The sequence below is a fragment of the Microbacterium sp. genome, from assembly GCF_052099035.1.
Lineage (GTDB): Bacteria > Actinomycetota > Actinomycetes > Actinomycetales > Microbacteriaceae > Microbacterium.
The window spans coordinates 1-19,527 of sequence record NZ_JBQDSX010000028.1 but is presented as its reverse complement, the minus strand read 5'-3'; the positions used below and the strand labels follow the sequence as shown (position 1 = coordinate 19,527).

The following is a 19,527-nucleotide window of genomic DNA, read 5'->3' as shown; positions in this document are numbered from 1 at the left end:
TCAGTCGCGACGCTTGTTCTTCTGCGGGCGCAGGATGCCGCCGAACACCGCGTTGATGATCGAGATGATGATCGCCGCCAGCACGCCCCACCAGAAGGATCCGACGGTGAGGCCCCACCCGAAGCCCGAGGTGATCCACGCCGTCAGCCACAGCAGGAATCCGTTGATGACGAGGCCGATCAGGCCGAGCGTGAGGATGTAGAGCGGGAACGCGACGATCTTGAGGACTGTGCCGATGATCGTGTTGACCACAGCGAAGATCGCAGCGATGATCAGCAGCGTCAGGACGAACTGCAGCATCTCGCCCGGGGCGAATGCGGTGACTTCGACCTGCAGTGCGGGGATCAGCGTCACCACCCAGATGGCGAACGCGTTGATGACGACTCGAATGAGGAAACGCATGGTGGATTCAGTCTCGCACGATCGCCGGCTTCCGTGGAAGCGGTCGCGGAATCTGCGAGTTCAGGCCGTCGTACCGCCGCATCGCTCTTATGCGTCCTTCAACCGCTCCATCAATTCGGCGTAGCGCGTGCTGATCTCATCACTCGTGCTGAGAACAGCGGCTGTCTTCGCTTCGTTATCGCTGATAAAACGCTCAATAGCCTCGATCAGCACTGCGTTCTTCGATGTCAGGCGGGAGTGCGCGACGGCCTCGAGCTTTGCATCGAGAGCGGCGGGGAGCTGCACTGTGATCTCCATAACGGCAATGTACTTTGATCGACTCACCGAGACCAGGCCTCGCGCTCGTAGACTCGGACTCGTGACTGAGCCGATCCTTCCCCGCATCCGTCCTGAGATCGCCGCCCTCGCGCCGTACCGGCAAGGCAAGCAGGCAGGTCCCGACGCGTTCAAGCTCTCGAGCAACGAGAACCCGTTCGATCCGCTGCCCTCGGTCACGAAGGCTCTCGAGGGAACGACCCCGATCAACCGGTATCCGGATGCAAGTGCTGCGCGCCTGCGCGAACGCCTCGCCGCCCGCTACGGCGTCGGGCTCGACGAGGTGCACGTCGCCAGCGGCAGCGTCGCCATCCTGTACCAGCTGGTGCAGGCCGCAGCATCCGTCGGTGACGAAGTCATCTACGCCTGGCGCTCGTTCGAGGCCTACCCTGGGCTCGTGCTCGTCTCGGGTGCGACCGCCGTCCAGATTCCGCTGATCGAATCCGATGATCTCGCACTCACCGGACGTCACGACCTCGACGCAATGGCGGATGCTGTCACCTCCCGCACCCGCGCGATCATCGTGTGCACGCCGAACAACCCCACCGGCCCGATCGTGACGAGCGCCGAGTTCGAGGCTTTCGTAAACCGTGTTCCCGCTGACTGCCTCATCATTCTCGATGAGGCATACGCCGAGTTCGTCAGAGCTCAGGGCGCAGTTGATGGTCTCGGCGAGCGGGTGTTCGAGAAGCATCCGAATGTCGTGGTGTTGCGTACGTTCTCCAAGGCGTACGGCCTCGCGGGTCTCCGCGTCGGGTACGCGATCGGGCACGCGAAGGTGCTCGATGCCGCGCGCGCGACGGCCGTTCCGCTGTCGGTCACTTCGGCAGCCGAGGTCGCCGCCATCGCGAGCCTCGACGCCGAGGGCGAACTGCTCAAGCGGGTCGCCGTAATCGTCGAGCGCCGCGGCACGCTGGTGGAGGCACTCCGCGGCCAGGGATGGGCTGTTCCCGACAGCCAGTCGAACTTCGTATGGCTGCCGACGGGCGAGCGCACGGATGAGATCGCCGGGGTGTTCCGCGATGCCGACATCGTTGTTCGCCCCTTCTCCGGTGACGGCATCCGTATATCCGTCGGAGAGCATGAATCCGTGGAGAAGGTCCTACAGGTTGCGCAATCCGTTGTGGCACCTCTCCAGGGACAGAAGTAAGAGAGCGGATAGCGTAGAACGGTGACCTCGTCAGAGACCGAATTCGTCCGCGTCCTGGAAGCGGACGGCCGATATGCGCCGAACGCTGCCGCCGAGCAGTTCCTGCCGCTGATCGAAGCGATCAGCGACAGCGAGCTCGAGCAGTTCTACCGAGACATGGCCGTCACCCGCGCCATCGACAACCAGGCGACGAACCTGCAGCGTCAGGGACAGCTCGCCCTCTGGCCGCCGAGCCGCGGGCAGGAAGCGGCCCAGGTCGGCTCAGCCCGCGCCGCCCGCGCGCAGGACACCATCTTCCCCTCGTACCGCGAGCACGCGGTCACCCGTGTCCGCGGCGTCGACTCGCTCGGCATCATCAAGCTCATGCGCGGTGTTTCGCACGGCGGCTGGGATCCGACCGACCCCCAGAACGGCAACACCCGGCTGTACACACTGGTGCTCGGGTCACAGGTTCTGCACGCCACCGGCTACGCCATGGGCCTCTCCCTCGATGGCCGTACCGGCACGGGCGACCCCGAGCGCGATGAGGCCGTCATCGTCTACTACGGTGACGGGGCATCGAGCCAGGGCGATGTGCACGAGAGCATGGTGTTCGCCGCGAGCTACCAGGCGCCGACGGTCTTCTTCCTGCAGAACAACCAGTGGGCGATCTCGGTGCCGGTCGCCACGCAGACCCGGGCTCCGTTCGCCGAGCGCAGCGCCGGTTACGGCATCCCGAGTGTTCGTGTGGATGGCAACGATGTGCTCGCCAGCTATGCCGTCTCGCGTGTCGCGCTCGACGAGGCGCGCGCCGGCAAGGGGCCGCGCGCGATCGAGGCGGAGACCTACCGGCTCGGCGCGCATACCACCAGCGACGACCCGACCAAGTACCGCACGAGCGACGAGGAGGAGTCCTGGGCGAAGCGCGATCCGATCATGCGCATGCGCGCATTCCTCGAGGGCAAGGGTGCGCCCGGGTCGTTCTTCGACGACGTGGATGCCGAGGGCGCTGCCGCCGCGGATGATCTACGTGTGCGCACCCTCGAACTCGGTCCGCCGCCGGCGAACACGATCTTCGATCACGTCTACAGCGAGCCGCATCCGCTGATGGACGAGCAGCGCGCCTGGCGCGAACAGTACGAAGCATCGTTCGAAGGAGGCGCTCAGTGACGCTCGAGACGATGCCGCTCGCGAAGGCCCTCAACAGCGGTCTGCGCAAGGCGATGGAAGACGACCCGAAGGTCCTGCTCATGGGCGAGGACATCGGCAAGCTCGGTGGGGTGTTCCGCATCACCGAGCACCTGCAGCGCGACTTCGGCGAGAAGCGTGTGCTCGACACCCCGCTGGCCGAATCCGGGATCGTCGGTACGGCGATCGGGCTCGCAATGGCAGGATTCCGCCCGGTGTGCGAGATCCAGTTCGACGGGTTCGTGTTCCCGGCGTTCGATCAGATCACCTCGCAGCTGGCGAAACTGACCAACCGGCACGAGGGCGCGCTGTCGCTGCCGATTGTGATCCGCATTCCTTACGGTGGCCACATTGGCGCCATCGAGCACCACCAGGAGAGCCCCGAAGCGTACTTCGCGCACACTCCGGGTCTGCGGGTCGTGTCGCCGTCGACGCCGAATGATGCGTACTGGATGATCCAGGAGGCCATCGCCTCGAAGGACCCGGTCATCTTCCTCGAGCCGAAGAGCAAGTACTGGCAGAAGGGCGAGGTCGACATCGAGCAGTCCGCTGCGCCGCTGCATGCCTCGCGCGTGGTCCGCACCGGAACCGACATCACCCTGGTCGGGCACGGAGCGATGGTGACGACGCTGCTGCAGGCTGCCGCGCTCGCCGAAGGCGAAGGAACCAGCTGCGAGGTCGTCGATGTGCGTTCGCTCTCGCCGGTCGACTACGCGCCGATCCTGAACTCCGCGCGGAAGACCGGGCGCATGATCTATGCGCAGGAGGCTCCCGCGCACGTCAGCATCGGCAGCGAGATCGCAGCGACCGTCATGGAGCGCGCGTTCTACGCGCTCGAGGCTCCGGTGCTGCGAGTATCCGGGTATGACGCTCCGTTCCCGCCGGCGAACCTCGAGGGCACGTTCCTCCCTGATGCCGACCGCATCCTCGAGGCCGTCGACCGATCCATGGCCTACTGAATCGTTGCCAGAACAGATAGTGTGCGGGTCGCTGAGCGAGCGGAGCGAGACGAAACGCATTGAGCGAGCGAAGCTCGTCGAAATGATCGAAGGGCACCACCCATGAGCACGCAGAACTTCACTCTCCCCGACGTCGGTGAGGGCCTGACCGAGGCCGAGATCGTCACGTGGAAGGTCGCGCCCGGCGACACGGTCGCGATCAATGACGTGATCGTCGAGATCGAGACGGCGAAGTCGCTGGTCGAGCTGCCCTCGCCGTATGCGGGCGTCGTCGGTGAGCTGCTCGTGGCCGAGGGGACCACCGTCGAAGTCGGGGCGCCGATCATCAGCTTCGAATCGGATGCCGCCGCTGCTGCCCCTGCGTCTGCACCCGCACCCGCAGCTGAGGAAGCAGGCGGAGCCGTGCTCGTCGGTTATGGAACCGGCGCCGGGGCGACCTCTCGCCGTACCCGCCCTGCCGTGCGCCCGGTGCGCTCCTCGGTCGGAGTGATCGCGAAGCCCCCGATCCGCAAGCTCGCCCGCGACCTCGGCGTCGACCTGTCGTCGGTCACCGCAACCGGTGCTGACGGAGAAGTGACTCGCGACGACGTCATGAAGAGCGCTTCGCAGGAGAGCGTCTTCCGCAACATCGAGACGCCCGAATGGGGCACTGTGCGCGAGGAGACCGTGCCTGCGCCGACGAGTGCGCCGGCGGGGCTCGCCCGTGGCATCGCCCCCGCGCCGCGATCGAGCGGGGCGGATGCTGAGCGCACGGAGTCGATTCCCGTCAAGGGCGTGCGCAAGGTCAGCGCCTCAGCGATGGTGCAGAGCGCGTATTCTGCTCCCCACGTGACGGTGTGGAAAGAGGTCGATGCGACCCGCACGATGGAACTCGTCAAGCGGCTGAAGTCTTCGCCGGACTACGCCGACATCCGGGTGTCTCCGCTGCTGATCGTCGCTCGCGCGGTGATCTGGGCCGTGCGCCGCAATCCAATGGTGAACGCTGCCTGGGTCGAGACCGACGGCGGCGCCGAGATCGCCGTGCGCCACTACGTGAACCTCGGCATCGCCGCGGCGACTCCGCGCGGTCTGCTCGTGCCGAACATCAAGGATGCACAGGAGCTGAGTATGAAGGACCTCGCTCGCGCCCTGAACCGCCTCACCCTCACCGCGCGCGACGGCAAGACGCCGCCAGCTGATCAGCAGGGCGGAACATTCACGATCACCAACATCGGTGTGTTCGGGATGGATGCTGGCACGCCGATCATCAACCCCGGCGAGGCGGGCATCCTCGCCATGGGCACGATCACTCAGAAGCCGTGGGTCGTCGATGGCGAGGTGCGTCCGCGCTACGTCACGACGGTCGCCGGTTCCTTCGACCACCGCGTCGTAGACGGCGACGGAATGAGCCGCTTCATCGCCGACGTGGCCAGCATCCTCGAGGAACCGGCTCTCCTCGTCAACTGACGGCGTCAATGCTTCGCGGGGCGTCAATGCTCCGCACGGTGTTGATGCTTCGCGGGGCGTTGAGCGAGCGAAGCGAGACGAAACGGCTTGAGTGAGGAGCGCAGCGACGAATCGAAAGCTGCGGCTGGTGAGAAGGCTTCGGCTCGCTCCGCTCGCTCAGCCCGTTTCGGCTTCGGGCTCCGCCCTGCGCTCAACGACCCGCGTATTCGCTGGGCCTACCCTCGTGTTGAGAATGGTTATCATTAGCGTGTAGCATCGAGGAATGCAGAAATTCCGCGCCGCCGCGCTCCTCACAGCATCCGCCCTGGTTCTTGCCGGATGCTCCGGCACAGCCAGTGGCAGCGAGAGCGCCGACGACGGGCTCATCCACGTCACGGCGAGCACGAACGTGTACGGATCTCTCGTCGAGCAGATCGGTGGAGATCGGGTCGACGTGACCACGATCATCGACTCTGCATCGCAGGATCCGCACTCTTACGAGGCCACGGCACGCGACCGCCTCGCCGTGCAGGGAGCCGATCTGATCGTCGAGAACGGCGGCGGATACGACGCCTTCATCGACACGCTCCTCGACGGATCCGACGCGCACGTCTTCACCGCGGCGGAGTTCTCGCACGACTACCCGGGCAACGCCGGCCACGACGGTGAGGATGCTGAGGGTGAGGATGCTGACGCACACGACCACGCGGCCGAAGAAGGCCACGCTGACGAAGACCACGAGGGTCACGATCACATCGAAGGGTTCAACGAGCACGTGTGGTTCGACCCGCACACGATGATCCACGTCGTCGATGGCCTCGCCGATGAGCTCGGTGAACTGGACCCCGATGGCGCCGCCGACTTCACAGCGGCAGCCGGAGAGATCATCGCCGACCTCGAAGAAGCCGAAGCAGAGCTTGCGGCGATCGCGACCGAGGCGAACGGCGCTGGAGTCTTCATGACTGAACCTCTCCCCGGCTACATCGCCGCGGCCGCCGGACTGACGAACCTCACCCCGGAAGGCTTCGCCGAGGCCGTCGAAGAGGGCAGCGACGTCGCACCCGCAACGCTGCTCGAGTCGCTCGATCTCATCAAGAGCGGCGACGTGAAGGTGCTGCTCACCAACGCGCAGACCGGAGGCGCCGAAACCGACCGCGTAGAAGCCGCAGCGGAAGAGGCCGGCATCCCTGTCGTGGCTTTCGCGGAGCTGCTGGGGGATGGATCGTCGTACTCTGAGTGGATGCACGACGCGATTCAGAGCCTCGCCGACGCGCTCCGCTCGTGAGTGCGGGCGGCGGCGCACCAGTCCTCGAGATCGCGGGCGCAGCTCTTCGTCGCGGTGACCGTGAACTGTGGGCGGGCCTTGACCTCACCGTCGAACCCGGCGAGTTCCTCGCGGTCCTCGGGCCATCGGGCTCGGGGAAGACCACTCTGATGCGTGCGATCCTGGGCCTCCAGCCGCTCAGCGCCGGCAGCATCCGGGTTTCAGGCGAGCCTGTGCACCGCGGGAATCCGCGTATCGGATACATCCCGCAGCAGCGTCCTCTTCCGCCCGATACGAGCATGCGCGCGCGGGACGTCGTTGCCCTCGGGGTGAACGGCACGCGCTTCGGTCTGCCGACCCCACGGCGGGGCGACCGGGCCAGAGTCGATGCATTGCTCGAGGGTGTCGGTGCAGCGCACTTCGCCGATCGTCGCGTCGGCCTGCTCTCGGGCGGCGAGCAGCAGCGACTGCGTGTCGGCCAGGCGCTCGCCGATGAGCCGACCCTGCTGCTCTGCGATGAGCCGCTGTCGAACCTGGATCTCGCGAACCAGGTCGGCATCACAGCGATCATCGATCAGCAGCGTCGTGAACGCGATGCCGCCGTGCTGTTCGTCACCCACGACATCAACCCGATCCTCGGTCGCGTCGACCGCATCCTCTACATCGCCGGAGGACGCTTCGTCCTCGGCACCCCCGACGAGGTGCTGCAGAGCCGCGTGCTCACCGACCTCTACGGCACCCCGGTGTTCGTGCTGCGCGCGGGTGACCGGCTGGTGGTCGTCGGCGCCCCGGATGCTACGCCGCACCACGACCATGACCATGACAACGAGGACGACGTATGATCGTCCCCATGCTCGACTGGAACGACGTCTTCTCGTTCCAGGATTACGGTGCCCTCGTCGCCCTGCTCGCCAACTCGATCATCGCGGGTGCCGTCCTCGGCATCGTCGGCGGACTCATCGGTGTCTTCGTCATGCAGCGCGACCTCGCCTTCGCCGTGCACGGGGTGAGCGAGCTGTCCTTCGCGGGAGCCGCTGCAGCTCTGCTGTTCGGCGGCAGCGTCGTCGCCGGCTCGCTCGGTGGAGCGCTCGTCGCCGCGATCCTCATCGGCATCCTCGGTTCACGGGCCCGCGACCGCAACTCGATCGTCGGTGTGCTCATGCCGTTCGGCCTCGGCCTCGGCATCCTGTTCCTCTCGCTCTACGACGGTCGCAGCGCGAACCGCTTCAGCCTGCTGACCGGCCAGATAGTGTCGGTATCCAGCCCCGATCTCGGCTGGCTGATCGGCATCAGCGTGGTGGTGCTGGTGGGTCTCCTACTGATGTGGAACCCGCTGCGATTCGACTCGCTCGATCCGGTCGCGGCATCCGCTCGCGGCATCCCGACGCGTTTCGTGAGCCTGGCGTTCATGGTGCTGCTGGGACTCATCGTCGCCGTCAGCGTGCACATCATCGGCGCATTGCTGGTGATGGCGCTGCTGGTGACCCCGGCCGCCGCCGCGATGCGCGTGACCGCGGGTCCGTTGTCGGTGCCGCTGCTCGCGGCGCTGTTCGGCTTCATCTCCGCTGTCGGCGGCATCCTGCTCGCGCTCGCCGGAACCCTGCCGGTGAGCCCGTACATCACGACGATCTCGTTCCTCATCTATGTCGGATGCTGGATCACGCAGCGCGTGCGCCGACGAGTGCGGCGAACGCCCGCGCTCAGACCCTGACAAGGGTCTCCGGCCTAGAATCGAGAACATGGCTCAGCGGAACACCTGGCAGCGCGAACGCGTGCGCGAAGCGCTCGCCGACGCGCCCGGATTCGTCAGTGCACAGGGCCTGCACGCGACCCTCCGCGAGGAGAACACCGGCATCGGCCTGGCCACGGTCTACCGGGCGCTGTCGGGACTCGCAGCCTCCGGAGATGCGGACTCGCTGCAGAGCCCCGAGGGAGAGGCGCTCTACCGGGCCTGCTCGACCGAGGGTCATCACCACCACCTCATCTGCCGATCCTGCGGGCTGACCGTCGAGATCGAGGCGAAGGACGTCGAATCCTGGGCCCAGCGCACGGCTGCGCTGCACGGCTTCACCGATGCCGAGCACGTCGTCGACATCTTCGGCCTGTGCACCCCCTGCGCCAATAAACGGACCGCCGAAGGGTCGGCGTGAGCACCACGTCCGCGCCGCACCCTTCGACAGGCTCGGGGAGCGGAGGCTCAGGCTCAGGTCGCGAACGCGCAGGCCGAGGGGGCGCGGGCCCAGGCTCGGGGAGAACGAAGCGCTCGCCGTGGATCGGCGTCGGTGTCGGCGTCATCGTCGTGGCCGCACTGTTCCTCATCGACCGGTTCGCACCGGCGCTCTTCACGGACGCCCTGCCGAACCGTGCACAGGACGGCCTGACGCTCGCCCTCAGCGTGCTCATCGAGGCGCTCCCGTTCGTCGTGCTCGGGGTCGTGCTCTCGATCGTCGTGCAGGTGTGGCTGCCGCCGGACCTCATCCACCGGTGGCTTCCGAAAGCAGGCTGGGCGCGCCGCGCGGTGCTGTCGCTGCTCGGAATGCTGATCCCGGTCTGCGAGTGCGGAAACGTTCCCTTCGCACGCGGTCTGATGATGCGCGGACTCGCACCGGCCGAGGCGATGACCTTCCTGATCGCCGCCCCGATCGTGAACCCGATCGTCATCATCACCACGCACGCGGCGTTCGGCTTCGATGGCAACATTCTGATCGCACGTCTCGTCGGCGGCTATCTGATCGCGAACCTCATCGGGTGGATCTACAGCCGTCACCCCGATCCCCAGGGCATGCTCACCCGTCGGTTCACGCAGACGTGTGAGCGCGTCACGCACGAGCACGGCACCCCCACCCGCCGCAGTCTCACACAGTTCCTCATCGAGCTGCGAGCGGTCATGCCGGCACTCGTGATCGGCTCTGCACTCGCGGGTGCGGTGCAGGTGCTCATCCCTCGCGACATGCTCCTCGCGATCGGATCGAATCCCGTCCTGTCGATCGTCGCGATGATGGTGCTGGCGATGACGGTGGCGATCTGCTCCAACGTCGATGCGTTCTTCGCGCTGTCGTTCGCGTCGACGTTCTCGTCCGGAGCGCTGATCGCGTTCCTGCTGGTGGGGCCTCTTGTCGACATCAAGATGCTCGCACTGCTGCGCACCACGTTCACCGCTCGCACCCTCGTCGGCATCGTCGCCGTCGTACTCATGAGCGCCTTTACGATCGGAATCGGGGTGAACGTCCTTGGCTGATTCCACCTCGCGTTCCACCTCGCGCTGGCCCGCGATCGGCACCCGCTGGCTGGGCCTCGGCCTCGCCGCCGTGATCTCGGTCGTGACCCTCGGCCTTGCCCTATCGGGCCAGCTCACCCTCTACATCGCCCCGGAATCGATCTGGTTCGCCTGCGCAGGTGCCATCGTCGTACTCATCGGCGCGATCTGGTCGTGCGCGCTGCCCCTGGGCGCCGAGGCGGGTCACGGCCACGATCACGAAATCGAGGACGAACCCACATCGCGCCGGCGAACGCTCGCCCTCGTCGGAACCGTCTCGGCCGGCGTCGTCGCATCGGGTGTCGTCATCGCAGCGCTCGTGCTTCCGCCGGCGTCACTGTCCGTCGAGCTCGCGATGGCACGTGCGGATGCCGGGGGCGCACTGTTCGCGGGCGCCGACACCCCGACGCTCGGCGTCGCCGACACGACCACATTCGGGGTCGGCGAATGGTCGAGCGTGTTCGCCACCGCGTCGCGACCGGAGATCTACGACGGCTCACCGGTCACGCTGGTCGGCTTCGTCACACCAGGGCAGGCGGATGCTGTGAACCTCACGCGCATGATCATCACGCACTGCGTGATCGATGCCCAGCCTGCGGCGGTGCCGGTGACAATCGATGCCGCAAAGTACGGGTCGGATCTGACCAGCACCGGCCAATGGGTCGAGGTCACCGGTACGGTCAAGGCAGACGACGACGGGTCGCTGCGCGTGCTGCCGACCTCGGTCGTCGCGATCGATGAGCCCGGGGACCCCTATGAGTACTGAGGACGAGTCCGGCGCGGAGCGCCCGCGGACCCGTGCCGAGGCGCGCGCTGCGCGCGAGGCGGCTGAACGGGCGGAAGCTCCGGAGATCCCTGTTGCGCCCGAGGAGGACCGGCTTCGACTCCCTCCGGTCGCTCAGCCCGTTTCGTCTCCGGCTGCTTCGCTGCCTCCGCTCAACGACCCGCAGGACGAGGAACCGACCCAGGCTCAGGGACCCGCTTCCGCAGAGAGCTCCCCCCGCGGGTCGTTGAGCGAGCGGAGCGAGACGAAACGGGGTGAGCGAGCCGAAGGCGAGTCGAAGCCTCCTCACGCCCAGCTCCCCTTAGCCGCCCCTGCGATCCCTGTTGCGCCCGAGGAGGACCGGCTTCGACTCCCTCCGGTCGCTCAGCCCGTTTCGTCTCCGGCTGCTTCGCTGCCTCCGCTCAACGACCCGCAGGACGAGGAACCGACCCAGGCTCAGGGACCCGCTTCCGCAGAGAGCTCCCCCCGCGGGTCGTTGAGCGAGCGGAGCGAGACGAAACGCGTTGAGCGAGCGCCAGCGAGTCGAAACGAAGAGCCCCGCAAGAACCGCCGCTTCCTGTACACGATCCTCGGGGTCATCGGCGTGCTGGTCCTGGTGGGCGCGAGCTTCGCCGTCATCAGCCTCTTCCAGGGCCCGCGCATCAGCGGAGTGCAGGTCGACGCCCGGGAGGCGATCCAGGCCTCCGGCAGTCGCATCATCCTCACAGCCAACCAATCGCTGGAGGCGATCGACGAGGCCCAGGTCTCGGTCGACCCCGAGGTGCCGTTCACCGTGGATGCCACGGGCCGCAGCGTCGGCATCCGCTTCACCGTCCCGCTCGACGACTCGACGAAATACACCGTCAAGGTCGCTGATGTCACGGGAACCGGTGGGGGTCCGGCATCCGACCTCACGACGTCGTTCACGACGCCGGCATCCGAAGTCTTCCTCCTGAACCGTACCGAGGATGACGACTCGATCTTCCGCACCGATCTCACCGGAGAGAAGGCCGTCCCGGTCTTCACGCACGCGCGCATCAACGACTACCGGGCCACGCCCGACCAGCTCGTCGTCGCTGTCGAAGACGACGACGGTTCACGCATCCTGGTCATGGATCAGGACGGAAAGAACAAGCACGAACTCACCCTCCCTGGTGACGGCTACGTGAGCTCCGTGCAGGTGTCCGATCGGGGCGGACTGGTCGGATACACCTACTCGGACAAAAAGATCACCGCCGACAGCGGTCGCGCCAGTGTCTTGGTCACCCAACCGCTCAACGGCGAGGGCGAGCCGCAGATCATCGAGGTGGGTGACGAAGAGGCGAGCATTGCCGAGTGGCAGTTCGTCCCGGATTCCGCCGCGGTGCTCTTCATCGACTTCGCCGGTGCCCTTTCGCTCGATGACCGCTCCGGCGACCAGGGGGCGCAGAACATGGGGCTCGCATCCCGTCTGCTGGGAGTGTCGCGCGGCACCTACACCGCGATCGTGACGCGCGCCGATCAGAGCATCGTCGAGCTGAACCTCGCTGACGGCTCGGAGTCTCCGCTGGCGGCATCCGACCCCGACTACGGTCCGGCGAAGACGATCGTTCCCTTCCCCGGTGGCACGCTACGACACGTCGTCGCCCGGGATGCGGACGGCCTGCCGACCGGTCAGGCGATCATCCGCGTCGACGATGACGGAGTCGCGGAACCGCTGCTCGAGGTCGAGTCCGGCAGCGCGATCCTGCAGGCGTGCGCATCGCCGAGCGGACAGTACGCTGCGGTGACCGTGGCGCCGAAACTCGTCGACAACGCCTATGACGACATGCTCGTCCCGCTGCCGAAGAAGCTCGAGACGCACCTGCTCGACCTGCGCACGGGCGAGGAACTCGTCGCTCTCACCGGATTCGACGTCTCGTGGTGTCAGATGGCGCCGGCCTTCTGAGATGACGCTCATCCGTGCGACCCGATCGGATCTCGAGCACCTTCCGCTCGAGATCGCCCCGCGACTGCTCGGTGCACAGCTGCGCACCGTCGTCGACGGTACGGAAGTGCGCCTGCGGATCACAGAGACCGAGGCCTATCACGGGCAGGGCACGGGAGACGTCCCTGACCCGGGGTCGCATGCGCGGATGGGGCGCACTGCGCGCAATGCGACGATGTGGGGCGAACCCGGTCACCTCTACGTGTACCTCAGCCACGGCATCCACTCGTGCGTCAACGTCGTCTGCGGACCCGAGGGGACGGCGGGTGGAGTCCTGCTGCGCGCGGGCGCGGTGATCGAAGGGGCGGATGCCGCGGCATCCCGATCCGGAAGATCAGGACGCGACCTGGCGCGCGGTCCTGGCCGGCTCGGCCAGGTGATGGGCCTGCGGCACGCACTGCACGACGGGATCGATTTCGTCTCACGGGAACCGCTGAACGGGGCGAGTGCGGAGCTGTGGTGGGATGACGTGCCCGTCGACGTGGCATCCGGGCCCCGGGTCGGTGTCGCCGGTGTGGCGGGGACGGATGCTTTCCCCTGGCGCTTCTGGATCACCGGCGACAGAACGGTCTCGCCGTTCCGCTGGGGGCGCGGTGCGGCCGACGCCCAGGCCATGCTAAACTGAACGAGTCTGTGCACACTCCTGTGCGCAGTTCGTGTGCTGCTTTCCTTCGAAATGCTCCCTGAGCCTGTCGAAGGGCGGCGCGCAGACAAGGGATCTTGGGTGAGGCCGTCCGGTCTCACGGTAATGAAGGAGTAATCACATGGCAGCAGTGTGCCAGGTGACAGGAGCTGTTCCCGGCTTCGGTCACAACATCTCGCACTCGCACCGCCGGACGAAGCGCCGCTTCGACCCGAACGTGCAGAAGAAGACCTATTTCGTGCCGTCGCTCGGCCGTAAGATCACGCTGAACGTGTCCGCCAAGGGCATCAAGGTGATCGACGCCCGTGGCATCGAGAAGGTTGTCGCAGACCTCAAGGCGAAGGGTGTGAAGCTCTAATGGCTAAGAAGTCTCAGGACGTCCGTCCGATCATCAAGCTGCGTTCAACGGCAGGCACTGGGTTCACGTACGTGACCAAGAAGAACCGTCGCAACACCCCTGACCGCCTCGTGCTGAAGAAGTACGACCCGGTCGTCCGCAAGCATGTCGATTTCCGCGAGGAGCGCTAAATATGGCTAAGAAGAGCAAGATCGCTCGTAACGAGCAGCGCAAGGTCATCGTCGAGCGCTACGCCGAGCGTCGCCTCGAGCTGAAGAAGGCCCTCGTCGACCCGAACGGCACCGACGAGTCCCGTGAAGCTGCACGCCTCGGCCTGCAGAAGCTTCCGCGCAACGCGTCGCCGGTGCGCGTGCGTTCGCGTGACGCCATCGACGGTCGCCCCCGCGGAATGCTGACGAAGTTCGGCATCTCCCGCGTGCGCTTCCGCGACATGGCTCACCGTGGCGAACTGCCCGGTGTCACCAAGTCGAGCTGGTAAGCATCGCTTGAAAGGGGCGAGGATCTTCGGATCCTCGCCCCTTTTGCGTCCCCGTAGCCTCGCCTTTCTGTGACGAAAGTGACCAATGTGACTCGACACGCCTAGAAAAACACGAAAACCCGCGAAATGACGCGGAAAAACGGGTCTCGGTTGATACATTCGAGGCGGTCACTCGACCAGCGGGCGGCATCCGCCACCCGAACCACAAACAGATGCGACACTTCGTCGCTGGAGGATGACATGGCTGACAAGTCCATCACCAAGACCGAGCTCGTCGCGAGCATCGCTTCCGCCACCGGCCAGAGCCAGGCCACCGTCTCGGGCGTCCTCGACTCCCTCTTCGCCACGGTTTCGGATGCTGTTGCCAAGGGCAGCAAGGTCTCGATCCCGGGCTGGATCTCGTTCGAGCAGGTCGACACCGCTGCCCGCACCGGCCGCAACCCGCAGACCGGCGCCGAGATCAAGATCCCGGCCGGCAAGCGCGTCAAGGTCACCGCTGGCTCCAAGCTCAAGGCTTCGGTCAAGTAAGACCGCTTCTGTAACGAAGGCCGTCCCCGCAGGCAGCGGGGACGGCCTTCGTGCGTGGTGCTGGGCGATAGCCTGCGAGCTTAGGCTGGAGGGGTGAGTTCTCCCGGCCCCGGCACCATCCCCGCATCGTCGTATCGTGCTGCCGGCGTCCTGATCCTGATGGTGTCCGCGGCGGTCGCCGTGGTCGCAGCACTCGTCTTCGGTGGCGCAGCCGCCCCGCTCCTGATCGGCGACCCCGGCGATGTCGTCCGGTGGAGTCTTCCGATCGCCCGGTTGGTGAACAACCTCAGCGCGGCGGTGATGATCGGACCCATGGTGCTCGCGCTGTTCGCCCTGCGCGCGGGGGAGAAGTCCTTCGAGACGGCGATGGACACGGCATCCATCGGCGCCGCCCTGTTCACCATCTCTGCAGCGGCGACCGGATTCCTCACATTCCTCGCCGCATTCACCCCGCAGCTCAGCCTCGGCGACCAGTTCGGAACGGACCTCGGACGCTTTCTCCTCGCCCTGCCACTCGGCCAGGCGTGGCTCATCACGACGATCGTCGGCGCGGTCGTCACGATCCTCGCGTTCGCATGGCGCACCTGGACGCCCACGCTCATCACGGCGATCATCGCGCTGGCAGCTCTGCTGCCGATGGCTCAGCAGGGCCACTCCGGTGAGCTGTCCGGCCACGTCACCGCGGTGAACTCGATCCTGCTGCACACGATCGGCGCCGCGGTCTGGCTCGGCGGACTCCTCCTCCTCGTCGTGCTGTACCTCGCCAAGGGCGTCGATGCGCAGGCACTTGTCCGCCGCTACTCGACCCTTGCGATCGCCGCGTTTTTCGTCGTCGCCGTATCGGGTGTCGTGCGCTCCACAGTCGGTCTCGGCAGCTGGGAGGGCCTGTGGAGTCCCTACGGCCTCATCATCATCGCCAAAGCGATTCTGCTCTGCGGGATGGGGCTCCTCGGCGCCTGGTATCGCACTCGTCTCATCCCGCGCATGGACGGCGAGCGCGCTTCGCGTTGGTTCTGGATGCTGGTGCTGTGCGAAGTCGCGCTGATGGGACTGGCATCCGGCGCCGCGGCGGCGCTTGCGCGCACGCCCCCGCCGACCGGGGAGACGGTCGCCGATCGGCAGACGCCCGCTGAGATCCTCACCCGCTCGCCTCTCCCCCCCGAGTTCACGATCGACAAGTGGTTCACGGGCTGGGACATCGACATCCTCTGGGCGCTGGCCGCGGTACTCGGCGCGTTCTTCTACATCGTCGGCGTCTGGCGCCTGCACAAGCGGGGAGATCGCTGGCCGATCCAGCGCACCGTGTTCTGGATGCTGGGGCTGCTGCTGCTCGTCTGGGTCACGTGCGGACCCATCAACCTGTACCAGGAGTACCTGTTCAGCGTGCACATGCTGGGCCACATGATCCTGTCGATGGCGATCCCGCTGCTGCTCGTGTCCGGAGCGCCGGTGACGCTCGCGCTGCGCAGCATCCGCAAACGTGACGATGGCACGCGTGGAGGACGCGAATGGATCCTGTGGGCTGTGCAGTCCCCGATCTCCCGCATCCTCACGCATCCCTTCGTTGCGGCGGGCATCTTCGTCGTGTCGCTGTGGGCGTTCTATTTCACCGACCTCGTGCGGTGGTCGATGTACGAGCACCTCGGGCACGAGTGGATGATCATCCACTTCCTCATCTCGGGCTATCTGTTCGTGCTGAGCCTGGTCGGCGTCGACCCGGTGCCGTACCGGCTGCCGTATGCCGGGCGCTTGATCACCCTCATCGCGGTCATGGCCATGCATGCGTTCTTCGGCATGGCGATCATGATGCAGGAAGGGCTGATGGTCGCCGAATGGTTCGGGTCGATGGGGCGCACCTGGGGCCCGGACCCGATGGAGGATCAGTACATCGGCGGTGGCATCGCCTGGTCGGTGGGCGAGATTCCGACGCTCATCCTCGCCATCACCGTGGCGATCCAGTGGAGCCGTGATGACACCAAGGTGCAGCGGCGCAGCGACCGCAACGCCGACCGCACGGGCGAAGCAGAGCTCGAGGAGTACAACGCGCAGCTCGCGGCGCTCGCCGAGCGGGATCAACGCCAGGCGGCCCGCGAGGGACGCTGACGGCCCGCGAAGGACGCTGACGGCCTCTGATGGGCGCTCGCTCAGCCCAGCGGTGCGCCGACCCGGATCGATGCGGAACCGTCGGGCAGGATCGCGATCGTGCCGTCGACCCGGAACGGCACATCTTCGGAAACGTGCTCGACCGATCCGTCGAACAGCGATTGGATATCGACCTCGATGTGGGCGACCGCCTCTGTCGGCGGGATCATCCACTGCGCGCCATCCGGTTCGACCATGACGACGGGCTGCGTCGTGATCGTCCACACGGGTGGCTCCAGGATGCGGTTGCGCACCTCAAGGCCGAACGGGCAGGCGGTCGGCTGCAGCACCTGCTGCGTGGTGCACTGGGTGAGGTACTCTTCCACACGGGTCTGGACGACCGCGGTGAACTCCTCTGTGGGCTCGGTCTGCACGTCCACCGGCGTCTGCGTGAGCGGAGAATCAGCGAGGACGCTGACTCCCGGTGAGGTGGCGATCGCCGTGTCGACGGTGACCGAGTAGACACCCGGTGTGAACACCAGCAGCGGCAGCGGCTCACCCGGAACGGCCTCGACACCGACGGCCGATACCTGGCGTCGGTCGACCTCGAAGCCGTTCACCGCGAACCGGTCGGCGCCCAGCACCGCGAGCGAGATGGCAGCCAGCGGCGACCGGGTGAAGCGCCAGTTCGGGGTGATGCCGTCCCAGCCATCCTGCTCGACCTGGAACGTGGTGGTTCCGGGATAGGTGCCGGCGACGTACGCCACGGTGACGGAGGTGATGCCGTCGGCGGTCTTCTCGGCGACCACGTCGATATCGCTCAACGGCGCGAGGGCGTCCTTGCGGAGCATGGCCTGGGATGCTGTGGCGTCGATGCCGGCATCCTCGAGGCTCGCGGTGTCGAGGGCGACGCCGGGAACGCGCAGGGCGTCGGCGGCCCGGCCGCTGGAGAGCAGATCGAGGTAGCGGGTGACGAACGCGGAGGGCCCGTAGAACTGGTCGTACAGCACCGTCCCGCCCGCGCCGAGCGCTGCCAGCAGGAGGACTCCGACAACAGTGAGCGCGGTCAGATCGAACCACAAGCGGCGGCGCACGCGCGTCGTCGGGGGCTGATCCATGGCGCCAGTCTAGAAGTGCGGGCTGTGACAGTGCCGAGTTCGCATCCGTGCGCCTTCGCCGTGGCGACGTACGATGAGAGTCGTGTCTTTTCCCACCCTCTCCGACGAGCAGCAGGAGCTGTTCCGGCTCATCGAGGACACCAGGGAGCACGTCTTCATCACGGGTCGTGCCGGGACCGGCAAATCGACGCTGCTGCAGTACTTCGCCTGGCACACCGAGAAGCAGATCGCGATCTGCGCTCCGACCGGCGTCGCGGCGCTCAATGTCGAGGGTCAGACGATCCATTCGCTGTTCCGACTGCCGATCGGGTTGATCGCCGAGAGTGAGATCGAGCAGAACGATGCGACCCGTCGCATCCTGAACGCGATCGACACCCTCGTGATCGACGAGGTCTCGATGGTCAACGCCGACCTCATGGACGGCATGGACCGGGCCCTCCGGCAGGCACGGGGTCGGCGAGCCGAGCCGTTCGGCGGTGTGCAGGTCGTGATGTTCGGCGATCCGTATCAGCTGGCACCGGTGCCGCCGCGGGGTGATGAGCTGCGCTATGTGCAGGATCACTACCGTTCGTTCTGGTTCTTCGACGCGAAGGTGTGGGCCGGAGCGACGATGGGTGAGGCCGATGCGCTGCTGGACCTCGGCCGGCACGGTGCTCCGTTGCACGTGCGCGAACTCGTCCAGATCCACCGGCAGTCCGATGACGGATTCAAGTCGATGCTGAATGCGGTGCGCTACGGGCGGGTCACGGCCGAGATCGCCGAACTGCTCAACACGCAGGGCACGCGCACCCCGCCTGACCCCGAGCCGGGTGAGATCCCCATCATCACGCTCGCGACGCGCAATGACATCGTCAACAACATCAACCGGCGTCATCTCACCGCTCTCGCGGGCAAGGAGCAGACCGCGCGCGCGGAGATCAACGGCGACTTCGGGCGCGGCGACGGAAACTATCCGGCGGATGCCGAGCTGAAGCTCAAGATCGGCGCACAGGTGATGTTCCTGCGCAACGACGTGTCGATGACCGGAGAGCCCCCGCGCTGGGTGAACGGCACGATCGGCACGGTCAAGCGCATCCTCGGCGGATCGGTGCGCGTCGAGATCGACGGCGAGGACGTCGATGTGGAGCCCGCGGTCTGGGAGCGATTCCGCTACTCGTACGACGCGAACTCGAAGACGCTGAGCCGAGACGTGATCGCCGAGTTCATGCAGTTCCCGCTGCGTCTGGCGTGGGCGGTGACGATCCACAAGTCACAGGGCAAGACATACGACCGGGCGATCATCGACCTCGGTGGGGGAGCGTTCGCACCGGGGCAGACGTACGTCGCGCTGTCGCGGCTCACCTCCCTCGAGGGGCTGTACCTGTCACGGCCGCTGCGGCCCAGCGACATCCGCGTCGATCAGGACGTCCGCCGCTTCATGCGCGAGGCGTGGGAGGCGCGGCAGGGTTCGACCCCGCAGGTCGGTGGTAGCTGAGTAACGCTTCGACTCGTCGCTGCGCTCCTCGCTCACCGCGTATCGTCTCGCCTGCGGCTCGCTCAACGACCCGCAGGGGGAGCTCCCGGGGGCGACGAAGGCGGGCGATGGCCCAACTGCGGGTCGTTGAGCGCAGGAGCGGAGCGACGAAGACGAAACGGGTTGAGCGAGCGCCAGCG

At 66.5% G+C, this 19,527-nt stretch carries 21 protein-coding genes; 18 read left to right on the top strand and 3 right to left on the bottom strand.

The features are described 5' to 3' along the window. Complete coding sequence (locus tag ACTIAO_RS10180; RefSeq protein ID WP_441906154.1) at window positions 1-402, bottom strand: phage holin family protein; 402 nt, start codon at window positions 400-402, stop codon at window positions 1-3. Window positions 403-489: 87 nt separating this feature from the next. After that, the gene (locus ACTIAO_RS10175; RefSeq protein ID WP_441906153.1) at window positions 490-687 is read right to left on the bottom strand and encodes a hypothetical protein; all 198 of its coding nucleotides are present in this window, start codon (window positions 685-687) and stop codon (window positions 490-492) included. 73 nt (window positions 688-760) lie between these two features. On the opposite strand from ACTIAO_RS10175, the gene ACTIAO_RS10170 reads away from it, so the two are divergent. From ACTIAO_RS10170 to ACTIAO_RS10090, 17 genes are all read left to right on the top strand, one after another. After that, the gene (locus tag ACTIAO_RS10170; protein WP_441906152.1) at window positions 761-1,867 is read left to right on the top strand and encodes a histidinol-phosphate transaminase; all 1,107 of its coding nucleotides are present in this window, start codon (window positions 761-763) and stop codon (window positions 1,865-1,867) included. 21 nt (window positions 1,868-1,888) lie between these two features. After that, window positions 1,889-3,016: a thiamine pyrophosphate-dependent dehydrogenase E1 component subunit alpha gene (locus tag ACTIAO_RS10165; protein ID WP_441906151.1), complete on the top strand. Its 1,128-nt coding sequence runs from the start codon at window positions 1,889-1,891 to the stop codon at window positions 3,014-3,016. Window positions 3,017-3,027: 11 nt separating this feature from the next. Further along, window positions 3,028-3,993 (top strand): alpha-ketoacid dehydrogenase subunit beta, encoded by a 966-nt coding sequence (locus ACTIAO_RS10160; protein ID WP_441906175.1) that lies wholly within the window; start codon window positions 3,028-3,030, stop codon window positions 3,991-3,993. Between the two features lie 102 nt (window positions 3,994-4,095). Further along, window positions 4,096-5,439 carry a dihydrolipoamide acetyltransferase family protein gene (locus ACTIAO_RS10155; protein ID WP_441906150.1) on the top strand — a complete coding sequence of 448 codons (1,344 nt, stop codon included), beginning with the start codon at window positions 4,096-4,098 and terminating at the stop codon, window positions 5,437-5,439. A gap of 262 nt (window positions 5,440-5,701) precedes the next feature. Continuing rightward, complete coding sequence (locus tag ACTIAO_RS10150; RefSeq protein ID WP_441906149.1) at window positions 5,702-6,703, top strand: metal ABC transporter solute-binding protein, Zn/Mn family; 1,002 nt, start codon at window positions 5,702-5,704, stop codon at window positions 6,701-6,703. Next, a complete protein-coding gene (locus ACTIAO_RS10145) occupies window positions 6,700-7,524 on the top strand; it encodes a metal ABC transporter ATP-binding protein (protein ID WP_441906148.1) in 825 nt (274 codons plus the stop codon). The genes ACTIAO_RS10150 and ACTIAO_RS10145 overlap by 4 nt, the downstream gene beginning before the upstream one ends. An 8-nt stretch (window positions 7,525-7,532) precedes the next feature. Further along, window positions 7,533-8,393, top strand: coding sequence for a metal ABC transporter permease (locus ACTIAO_RS10140; protein WP_441906147.1), 861 nt, complete (start codon window positions 7,533-7,535; stop codon window positions 8,391-8,393). 28 nt (window positions 8,394-8,421) lie between these two features. Then, a complete protein-coding gene (locus tag ACTIAO_RS10135) occupies window positions 8,422-8,832 on the top strand; it encodes a Fur family transcriptional regulator (protein ID WP_441906146.1) in 411 nt (136 codons plus the stop codon). A gap of 122 nt (window positions 8,833-8,954) precedes the next feature. Continuing rightward, complete coding sequence (locus tag ACTIAO_RS10130) at window positions 8,955-9,920, top strand: permease (RefSeq protein ID WP_441906174.1); 966 nt, start codon at window positions 8,955-8,957, stop codon at window positions 9,918-9,920. Beyond that, complete coding sequence (locus ACTIAO_RS10125) at window positions 9,913-10,704, top strand: TIGR03943 family putative permease subunit (RefSeq protein WP_441906145.1); 792 nt, start codon at window positions 9,913-9,915, stop codon at window positions 10,702-10,704. Before ACTIAO_RS10130 ends, ACTIAO_RS10125 begins: the two co-directional genes overlap by 8 nt. Next, complete coding sequence (locus tag ACTIAO_RS10120; RefSeq protein ID WP_441906144.1) at window positions 10,694-12,628, top strand: hypothetical protein; 1,935 nt, start codon at window positions 10,694-10,696, stop codon at window positions 12,626-12,628. The genes ACTIAO_RS10125 and ACTIAO_RS10120 overlap by 11 nt, the downstream gene beginning before the upstream one ends. Before the next feature lies 1 nt (window position 12,629). Further along, the gene (locus ACTIAO_RS10115; RefSeq protein WP_441906143.1) at window positions 12,630-13,292 is read left to right on the top strand and encodes a DNA-3-methyladenine glycosylase; all 663 of its coding nucleotides are present in this window, start codon (window positions 12,630-12,632) and stop codon (window positions 13,290-13,292) included. Window positions 13,293-13,431: 139 nt separating this feature from the next. After that, entirely contained in the window at window positions 13,432-13,668 is a 237-nt protein-coding gene (rpmB, locus tag ACTIAO_RS10110) for a 50S ribosomal protein L28 (protein ID WP_441906142.1), read from the top strand. Continuing rightward, window positions 13,668-13,838 carry a 50S ribosomal protein L33 gene (gene rpmG, locus ACTIAO_RS10105; protein ID WP_441906141.1) on the top strand — a complete coding sequence of 57 codons (171 nt, stop codon included), beginning with the start codon at window positions 13,668-13,670 and terminating at the stop codon, window positions 13,836-13,838. Before rpmB ends, rpmG begins: the two co-directional genes overlap by 1 nt. Before the next feature lie 2 nt (window positions 13,839-13,840). Continuing rightward, entirely contained in the window at window positions 13,841-14,146 is a 306-nt protein-coding gene (rpsN, locus tag ACTIAO_RS10100; protein WP_441906140.1) for a 30S ribosomal protein S14, read from the top strand. A 240-nt stretch (window positions 14,147-14,386) separates the two neighbouring features. Further along, window positions 14,387-14,674, top strand: a complete 288-nt coding sequence (locus ACTIAO_RS10095) for an HU family DNA-binding protein (protein ID WP_441906139.1) — start codon at window positions 14,387-14,389, stop codon at window positions 14,672-14,674. Between the two features lie 159 nt (window positions 14,675-14,833). Continuing rightward, a complete protein-coding gene (locus ACTIAO_RS10090; protein ID WP_441906173.1) occupies window positions 14,834-16,777 on the top strand; it encodes a cytochrome c oxidase assembly protein in 1,944 nt (647 codons plus the stop codon). Between the two features lie 41 nt (window positions 16,778-16,818). Here ACTIAO_RS10090 and ACTIAO_RS10085 read toward each other — a convergent pair whose 3' ends face one another. Next, window positions 16,819-17,874, bottom strand: a complete 1,056-nt coding sequence (locus ACTIAO_RS10085) for a hypothetical protein (protein WP_441906138.1) — start codon at window positions 17,872-17,874, stop codon at window positions 16,819-16,821. Window positions 17,875-17,947: 73 nt separating this feature from the next. Here ACTIAO_RS10085 and ACTIAO_RS10080 point away from each other — a divergent pair, with 73 nt between their 5' ends. Then, window positions 17,948-19,348, top strand: coding sequence for an ATP-dependent DNA helicase (locus tag ACTIAO_RS10080; RefSeq protein WP_441906137.1), 1,401 nt, complete (start codon window positions 17,948-17,950; stop codon window positions 19,346-19,348). Window positions 19,349-19,527: the final 179 nt, after the last annotated feature.

Excerpts from the sequence above, each read along its gene's own strand:
- rpsN (WP_441906140.1), top strand. The coding sequence starts at position 13,841 with ATGGCTAAGAAGAGCAAGATCGCTCGTAACGAGCAGCGCAAGGTCATC.
- ACTIAO_RS10140 (WP_441906147.1), top strand. The coding sequence starts at position 7,533 with ATGCTCGACTGGAACGACGTCTTCTCGTTCCAGGATTACGGTGCCCTC.
- rpmB (WP_441906142.1), top strand. The coding sequence starts at position 13,432 with ATGGCAGCAGTGTGCCAGGTGACAGGAGCTGTTCCCGGCTTCGGTCAC.
- rpmG (WP_441906141.1), top strand. The coding sequence starts at position 13,668 with ATGGCTAAGAAGTCTCAGGACGTCCGTCCGATCATCAAGCTGCGTTCA.
- ACTIAO_RS10095 (WP_441906139.1), top strand. The coding sequence starts at position 14,387 with ATGGCTGACAAGTCCATCACCAAGACCGAGCTCGTCGCGAGCATCGCT.
- ACTIAO_RS10135 (WP_441906146.1), top strand. The coding sequence starts at position 8,422 with ATGGCTCAGCGGAACACCTGGCAGCGCGAACGCGTGCGCGAAGCGCTC.
- ACTIAO_RS10085 (WP_441906138.1), bottom strand. The coding sequence starts at position 17,874 with ATGGATCAGCCCCCGACGACGCGCGTGCGCCGCCGCTTGTGGTTCGAT.
- ACTIAO_RS10090 (WP_441906173.1), top strand. The coding sequence starts at position 14,834 with ATGGTGTCCGCGGCGGTCGCCGTGGTCGCAGCACTCGTCTTCGGTGGC.
- ACTIAO_RS10150 (WP_441906149.1), top strand. The coding sequence starts at position 5,702 with ATGCAGAAATTCCGCGCCGCCGCGCTCCTCACAGCATCCGCCCTGGTT.
- ACTIAO_RS10180 (WP_441906154.1), bottom strand. The coding sequence starts at position 402 with ATGCGTTTCCTCATTCGAGTCGTCATCAACGCGTTCGCCATCTGGGTG.
- ACTIAO_RS10115 (WP_441906143.1), top strand. The coding sequence starts at position 12,630 with ATGACGCTCATCCGTGCGACCCGATCGGATCTCGAGCACCTTCCGCTC.
- ACTIAO_RS10120 (WP_441906144.1), top strand. The coding sequence starts at position 10,694 with ATGAGTACTGAGGACGAGTCCGGCGCGGAGCGCCCGCGGACCCGTGCC.
- ACTIAO_RS10080 (WP_441906137.1), top strand. The coding sequence starts at position 17,948 with ATGAGAGTCGTGTCTTTTCCCACCCTCTCCGACGAGCAGCAGGAGCTG.
- ACTIAO_RS10160 (WP_441906175.1), top strand. The coding sequence starts at position 3,028 with ATGCCGCTCGCGAAGGCCCTCAACAGCGGTCTGCGCAAGGCGATGGAA.
- ACTIAO_RS10155 (WP_441906150.1), top strand. The coding sequence starts at position 4,096 with ATGAGCACGCAGAACTTCACTCTCCCCGACGTCGGTGAGGGCCTGACC.